The following is a 6,849-nucleotide window of genomic DNA, read 5'->3' as shown; positions in this document are numbered from 1 at the left end:
GTAAGCGTCCGCTAATCCCACCTATCGTTTTGCAAACTGCCATGGTAGATGTTGCTCGATACCGGTTTCGGGTTTGCTGAGCTGCTCCAGGCAGGCCATGACATAATCGAACGCATTGAGGTCGTTAGCCTTCGCTGTTTCAATGATGCTGTAGAGGATGGCGCTGGCATTGGCACCGGTTGCGGTCTGGCTGAACAGCCAGTTTTTTCTGCCGATGACGAACGGTTTAATGGCTCGCTCTGCGCGGTTATTGTCGATGGTGAGCTGGCCATCGAGTGTGTAACGAACCAGTTTATGCCATTGATTAAGGCAATACTGTATTGCCTCGCCGAGTTTTGTTTTCGGTAATACCTGTTGGGCTGATTTTATCAGCCAGGCTTCAAACTGATTAAGCAACGGCAGGCTTTTTTCTTGTCGTTGTGCATAGCGGGTTGCTGCGGTTTCTTCTTTTAACTGCGTCTCGACACGGTAGAGCTTCTGTATGTGGTTCAGTGCCCAGTCGGCTTTGCCACTGCCTTTACTGCCAGCGCCTTTTTTCGCTTCCATGAACTTGCGTCTCGCATGGGCCCAGCAGCCGACTAAGGTGGCCTGCGTTTGTTCGTAGCCCTGATAGCCATCCACTTGCAGATAGCCGCTATAACCATCAAGGAAGTCCACGGCACATCGCCCCGCACGACTATTGTGATAATCGTACAGTACGATATTGGGTGTTGACGAGCCGGTAATGGTCGCTTGCGGTGAATCTGCACCGGTGGCATACAGCCACATGTAACTGGTCGCTTTGTCAGAATCGACAACCTTCAGCGTGGTTTCATCCGCCTGGATAACCGGTTGCTTTAGCAGATGTTGATGAAGCTGGTCATAAAGCGGTTTAAATAACTCAGCGCAACGGATTATCCAGTCTGCCATGGTTTTACGGCTGAGTTCGATGCCATGCTGTTTGAACATGGCTTCCTGCCGGTAAAGTGGCAGACCATACTGATATTTGCTGGTGATTATCTGGCTTAACAAGCTGGGTGTTGCATAGCCTTTAGGGATAACGCTGTGAGGTACCGGCGCTTGTTTAACCGTATTGCTGATACCCTCTTTTTCGCAGGTACGGCACGCATATTTCGGACGTACATGCTCAATCACTTTCACCTGAGCAGGAATGAACTGAAGTTTCTCAGACTTATCTTCACCGATGCAGTGCAGTGTGCCAGCGCAGCAACCACAGACTTTATCTTCATCAGGGATATCGTGAACGATGACTTCACGCGGCAAGTCCTCAGGCAGTGGTTTACGCTTAGGTTTATTGCGTGTATAGCTGATGGTTTCCTGCTCTGGCGTTTCAACATCGGCAGTCAGTTCTTCCGCCTCATTAAACAGCTCACCCTGACCAGGGTGGCCTTCAGTACTTTTGCCAAACTGTTTTTGCTGTGCGATACGGAACTGCTCTTCCAGGTATTGATACCGGTTATTCAATTCCCGGAGCTGCTGCTCCAGTTCAGCGATGCGGCGTTGATAATCTTCTTCGTTCATAAGACTATTATCGCCGATTAAGGTACTGATTACCTGATGTTATTCAGACTATTTCGTGATCGATAAATGCTACTTATGATCACCGGTTATAAGCCGGAAGCCGTGTAGTTCAATGGCGAATGGCCTATCACATCAAAGCCCGACAATAGCCACTGCAACTGCTGCTCACTCAGGTGCATGTGCTGTAATTCAGTGTCTGATGGCCATTTGAAGCGATGCTTCTCCAGGCGCTTATACCACAGGGCAAAGCCAGTTTTATCCCAGTACAACACCTTCAGTTTATCCCGCTTTTTATTGCAGAACACAAACAACGCATCCCGGAACGGATTCAATTCCATCTGCTGTTCCACCACGACAATCAGGCCGTTGATGGATTTACGGAAGTCGACATTATCCAGATAAAGATAAATGTCAGAAGGCTCGACGAACATCTTCATTCGTTCAGCGCCTTCATCAGGTCGGCTAACCACTGTGGGCTGACATTGGCGGGTATGCGCAATGTCGAAGCAGCGCATTCAAGCGAAAGGGTCTGCGGGTCATCTTCAATACGGGATTCGAACGTGGTGACTTCGCGCTTAACGTGAACAAACTTATTGCTGGTTCGCTGAAGCCGGATGTCACTGCGTCTGGCATAAAACGTCTGAATGTTTATCTGATGCTGACGGCAGAACGCCACCGCTGATAATCCACTTTGTTCCTGACGTTCGAAAAGCGCCAGCCAGGTATTAACGTCTCGTCGTTGGTATCGCATGGTGTTCTCCTTAGCAAAAGAACACGATGCAGTAGCGACATCAGTTTTTGAATGTGGGGATTACCGGACGGTTACGCTTAATCAGACAATATATCCCAAAGCGAACATCCATGAAGGAACTGACTCAGGAAGGATGTACTGCAATAGAAAGGCGGCTTAACAGCCGCCCAAGAAAACGATATGGCTTTAAATCACCGTGGGAGATGAAGAATGAGCATGTATGATCAATGTTGCACTTGGAAGTTGATACTAGGCGCACTTATGCTCGGGCTGATCCTCCAATCTATTTTTGAAATGTTGATGTGCATCTTCTGAGACATCACAACCAAGATATTTTCGAGATAGATTATCAGCTGCGACAAGGGTTGAACCAGAACCAAAAAATGGATCCACGACTAACTCACCTTCATTTGAACTTTGCTCAATGAGAACTTCCAACAGGCTAACAGGCTTTTCGGTAGGGTAGCCTCTATGAACTCTTTTGTGTTCAAGGATGTCTGGTATACCTAGGTTATTCAACTTTCTTTTTCCTTTCTCGAAAAACAGGATGAATTCGTATCGGGCGCGATAATGATAGCCCATACCAATGGCACACTTGTCCCACACTATGGGTTTCCAGAACTTAAACCCTACCTGCTCTGCGATAGGCTTTGCAGCAAACATTGTCTCTTGGTCGCAAAAGAGATAAAAGTGACTTCCTTTTTTTAGGACTCTATAAACCTCTTGAAATAGCTCGTCAAAGCGGGAGTTCGGAAAAATGTCGAACCACTTATTACTTGAGGATTTACTATTTTTTAATCTGGTTGTTGTCCCAATAGAGCGATGTTTTTCTAAGGATTCATAAGGGGGGTCTGTAATTAACAGATCAACGCTGGAGTCATCGAGAGACTTTAACCACTTTACAGCGTCATCCTTAAAAAGGTTTTGCATGCTTAATTACCCAAAAACAAAAGGCGCACTTTAGCATGAAGAGGTAGGTACATCATAACCCCACCTTAAATAATGGTAACTTAATTACATTTAGGGTCAGCAGCTTCGCAATGGAGACTGCGGCATTCTCGGCAATACGATTGAACTCGAATAGTGCCATCCCCCATATTTCGAAGGCCAAAAAGCTCTTCAACTTCTTCTGCTGTATTTGCCGTCTTGTTGCAACCTCGGCAAGGGCAACAAGCTTTATCTAGAGCTGGCATAAATCCTCCTCTTTCAGTTATACCAACACAATAAATAGGGATTTAAGAGGTTGAATTCAAGACACAAACGAACAAAAAGTGCGCATAACGCCGTTGTAAATTGCAGTTTTGGAGTAGCCCTTTTTGTGCTATCAAGCACAAAAAGGAGCGACGGAAAAACTGTCAATTTGCCAACTTTGTTAGTGCTTCTATTTACGTACATTTTCAGCTGACGCAATTTCTATTAACTTTTTGGTTTTAGTGATTTCTACTTTAACCTTTGCAGCACGACCAAAAACAAACGAAAAATAAATAACAAGACCTGCGATCATTGCAATATCAATTATTACCAAATGATCTCCCGATAAAAACCCTGGCCCTACACTAACAAATGCAAATAAAGCAGCTCCAAGAGAAGCTAGCCCACCAATCAGAGCTCCTCCAGCAGCACCCCCCCCCCTTTCATTAAACCCATACGCGCCAGCTCGTATTCTGCCTCTAGCTCGGCCAGTCTAACTTCAAGTTCCTGCTTTGATAGTTTTGAAGTTGGCATAGTTTCCTCGTTGAGCCCTAACGCTAGCCATCACCGGCCCTGAGCGAGCGCAGCGAGTGAAGGGTCCGCGTGTATGGCATTGTTAGATGACCGTCCAGTGATAAGAGGTGTAGTAGTAAGTTTTATACTCGCCATTATAAATGTGATTACCCGCTGTCCACATATCAACTTTTTGATCATTACCCCAGTAGTCTTTTTGTGTCGAATACTTTGCCCAGTCTGTTAAGTTATTGTAAACATGACTGGAAATCCCTATACGATTAGGGCTGGATAGTTCGTCGCCGATTTTAACTGACTTGTTGACTCCATGGCCAAGCCAAACGAGATCCCGATTATTACTACCAGACTTACCTGCTTTAGTGCAAAGTATTTTACCGTGATCTATGCCTATACCGAAATCAAGCGCACTGAACTTTTCCAATTTTTGTCGCACTTTTGAATCCGAGTGAGTGAGCATATATACCATTTGCATTGCCGATTTTACCGCAGTCGATAGACTTTCTTTGTAACCGTCCGGTAATCCCCACATTCAAAAACTGATGTCGCTACTGCATCGTGTTCTTTTGCTAAGGAGAACACCATGCGATACCAACGACGAGACGTTAATACCTGGCTGGCGCTTTTCGAACGTCAGGAACAAAGTGGATTATCAGCGGTGGCGTTCTGCCGTCAGCATCAGATAAACATTCAGACGTTTTATGCCAGACGCAGTGACATCCGGCTTCAGCGAACCAGCAATAAGTTTGTTCACGTTAAGCGCGAAGTCACCACGTTCGAATCCCGTATTGAAGATGACCCGCAGACCCTTTCGCTTGAATGCGCTGCTTCGACATTGCGCATACCCGCCAATGTCAGCCCACAGTGGTTAGCCGACCTGATGAAGGCGCTGAACGAATGAAGATGTTCGTCGAGCCTTCTGACATTTATCTTTATCTGGATAATGTCGACTTCCGTAAATCCATCAACGGCCTGATTGTCGTGGTGGAACAGCAGATGGAATTGAATCCGTTCCGGGATGCGTTGTTTGTGTTCTGCAATAAAAAGCGGGATAAACTGAAGGTGTTGTACTGGGATAAAACTGGCTTTGCCCTGTGGTATAAGCGCCTGGAGAAGCATCGCTTCAAATGGCCATCAGACACTGAATTACAGCACATGCACCTGAGTGAGCAGCAGTTGCAGTGGCTATTGTCGGGCTTTGATGTGATAGGCCATTCGCCATTGAACTACACGGCTTCCGGCTTATAACCGGTGATCATAAGTAGCATTTATCGATCACGAAATAGTCTGAATAACATCAGGTAATCAGTACCTTAATCGGCGATAATAGTCTTATGAACGAAGAAGATTATCAACGCCGCATCGCTGAACTGGAGCAGCAGCTCCGGGAATTGAATAACCGGTATCAATACCTGGAAGAGCAGTTCCGTATCGCACAGCAAAAACAGTTTGGCAAAAGTACTGAAGGCCACCCTGGTCAGGGTGAGCTGTTTAATGAGGCGGAAGAACTGACTGCCGATGTTGAAACGCCAGAGCAGGAAACCATCAGCTATACACGCAATAAACCTAAGCGTAAACCACTGCCTGAGGACTTGCCGCGTGAAGTCATCGTTCACGATATCCCTGATGAAGATAAAGTCTGTGGTTGCTGCGCTGGCACACTGCACTGCATCGGTGAAGATAAGTCTGAGAAACTTCAGTTCATTCCTGCTCAGGTGAAAGTGATTGAGCATGTACGTCCGAAATATGCGTGCCGTACCTGCGAAAAAGAGGGTATCAGCAATACGGTTAAACAAGCGCCGGTACCTCACAGCGTTATCCCTAAAGGCTATGCAACACCCAGCTTGTTAAGCCAGATAATCACCAGCAAATATCAGTATGGTCTGCCACTTTACCGGCAGGAAGCCATGTTCAAACAGCATGGCATCGAACTCAGCCGTAAAACCATGGCAGACTGGATAATCCGTTGCGCTGAGTTATTTAAACCGCTTTATGACCAGCTTCATCAACATCTGCTAAAGCAACCGGTTATCCAGGCGGATGAAACCACGCTGAAGGTTGTCGATTCTGACAAAGCGACCAGTTACATGTGGCTGTATGCCACCGGTGCAGATTCACCGCAAGCGACCATTACCGGCTCGTCAACACCCAATATCGTACTGTACGATTATCACAATAGTCGTGCGGGGCGATGTGCCGTGGACTTCCTTGATGGTTATAGCGGCTATCTGCAAGTGGATGGCTATCAGGGCTACGAACAAACGCAGGCCACCTTAGTCGGCTGCTGGGCCCATGCGAGACGCAAGTTCATGGAAGCGAAAAAAGGCGCTGGCAGTAAAGGCAGTGGCAAAGCCGACTGGGCACTGAACCACATACAGAAGCTCTACCGTGTCGAGACGCAGTTAAAAGAAGAAACCGCAGCAACCCGCTATGCACAACGACAAGAAAAAAGCCTGCCGTTGCTTAATCAGTTTGAAGCCTGGCTGATAAAATCAGCCCAACAGGTATTACCGAAAACAAAACTCGGCGAGGCAATACAGTATTGCCTTAATCAATGGCATAAACTGGTTCGTTACACACTCGATGGCCAGCTCACCATCGACAATAACCGCGCAGAGCGAGCCATTAAACCGTTCGTCATCGGCAGAAAAAACTGGCTGTTCAGCCAGACCGCAACCGGTGCCAATGCCAGCGCCATCCTCTACAGCATCATTGAAACAGCGAAGGCTAACGACCTCAATGCGTTCGATTATGTCATGGCCTGCCTGGAGCAGCTCAGCAAACCCGAAACCGGTATCGAGCAACATCTACCATGGCAGTTTGCAAAACGATAGGTGGGATTAGCGGACGCTTAC

At 47.0% G+C, this 6,849-nt stretch carries 9 protein-coding genes and 1 pseudogene; 4 read left to right on the top strand and 6 right to left on the bottom strand.

The window, feature by feature from the left end; translation table 11 throughout:
- Positions 1 to 21 precede the first annotated feature (21 nt).
- The 3 genes from tnpC (BFC18_RS10810) to tnpA (BFC18_RS10800) all read right to left on the bottom strand — a co-directional run bounded on the left by tnpC (BFC18_RS10810) (position 22) and on the right by tnpA (BFC18_RS10800) (position 2,272).
- Positions 22 to 1,521, bottom strand: coding sequence for an IS66 family transposase (gene tnpC, locus BFC18_RS10810; RefSeq protein ID WP_070125564.1), 1,500 nt, complete (start codon positions 1,519 to 1,521; stop codon positions 22 to 24).
- A gap of 86 nt (positions 1,522 to 1,607) precedes the next feature.
- Positions 1,608 to 1,958 carry an IS66 family insertion sequence element accessory protein TnpB gene (tnpB, locus tag BFC18_RS10805; protein ID WP_070125565.1) on the bottom strand — a complete coding sequence of 117 codons (351 nt, stop codon included), beginning with the start codon at positions 1,956 to 1,958 and terminating at the stop codon, positions 1,608 to 1,610.
- Positions 1,955 to 2,272, bottom strand: coding sequence for an IS66 family insertion sequence element accessory protein TnpA (gene tnpA, locus BFC18_RS10800; protein WP_070125566.1), 318 nt, complete (start codon positions 2,270 to 2,272; stop codon positions 1,955 to 1,957). Before tnpA (BFC18_RS10800) ends, tnpB (BFC18_RS10805) begins: the two co-directional genes overlap by 4 nt.
- Before the next feature lie 77 nt (positions 2,273 to 2,349).
- Here tnpA (BFC18_RS10800) and BFC18_RS22155 point away from each other — a divergent pair.
- A pseudogene (locus tag BFC18_RS22155) lies at positions 2,350 to 2,496 on the top strand (IS30 family transposase); the annotation flags it as partial.
- A gap of 25 nt (positions 2,497 to 2,521) precedes the next feature.
- Here BFC18_RS22155 and BFC18_RS10795 read toward each other — a convergent pair.
- The 3 genes from BFC18_RS10795 to BFC18_RS10790 all read right to left on the bottom strand — a co-directional run bounded on the left by BFC18_RS10795 (position 2,522) and on the right by BFC18_RS10790 (position 4,526).
- A complete protein-coding gene (locus tag BFC18_RS10795; RefSeq protein WP_070125572.1) occupies positions 2,522 to 3,202 on the bottom strand; it encodes a DNA-methyltransferase in 681 nt (226 codons plus the stop codon).
- 451 nt (positions 3,203 to 3,653) lie between these two features.
- A complete protein-coding gene (locus BFC18_RS21715) occupies positions 3,654 to 3,797 on the bottom strand; it encodes a hypothetical protein (protein WP_170826592.1) in 144 nt (47 codons plus the stop codon).
- A 282-nt stretch (positions 3,798 to 4,079) separates the two neighbouring features.
- Positions 4,080 to 4,526 carry a hypothetical protein gene (locus BFC18_RS10790; RefSeq protein WP_070125571.1) on the bottom strand — a complete coding sequence of 149 codons (447 nt, stop codon included), beginning with the start codon at positions 4,524 to 4,526 and terminating at the stop codon, positions 4,080 to 4,082.
- Between the two features lie 51 nt (positions 4,527 to 4,577).
- On the opposite strand from BFC18_RS10790, the gene tnpA (BFC18_RS10785) reads away from it, so the two are divergent.
- From tnpA (BFC18_RS10785) to tnpC (BFC18_RS10775), 3 genes are all read left to right on the top strand, one after another.
- Positions 4,578 to 4,895, top strand: a complete 318-nt coding sequence (tnpA, locus tag BFC18_RS10785; RefSeq protein ID WP_070125566.1) for an IS66 family insertion sequence element accessory protein TnpA — start codon at positions 4,578 to 4,580, stop codon at positions 4,893 to 4,895.
- A complete protein-coding gene (gene tnpB, locus BFC18_RS10780; RefSeq protein ID WP_070125565.1) occupies positions 4,892 to 5,242 on the top strand; it encodes an IS66 family insertion sequence element accessory protein TnpB in 351 nt (116 codons plus the stop codon). The genes tnpA (BFC18_RS10785) and tnpB (BFC18_RS10780) overlap by 4 nt, the downstream gene beginning before the upstream one ends.
- Positions 5,243 to 5,328: 86 nt before the next feature.
- Positions 5,329 to 6,828, top strand: a complete 1,500-nt coding sequence (tnpC, locus tag BFC18_RS10775) for an IS66 family transposase (protein ID WP_070125564.1) — start codon at positions 5,329 to 5,331, stop codon at positions 6,826 to 6,828.
- The last annotated feature ends 21 nt before the right edge of the window (positions 6,829 to 6,849 follow it).

It is taken from the genome of Alteromonas confluentis, assembly GCF_001757105.1.
Taxonomy (GTDB): Bacteria; Pseudomonadota; Gammaproteobacteria; order Enterobacterales; family Alteromonadaceae; genus Alteromonas; species Alteromonas confluentis.
This window is presented reverse-complemented; position numbering and strand designations above follow the sequence as displayed.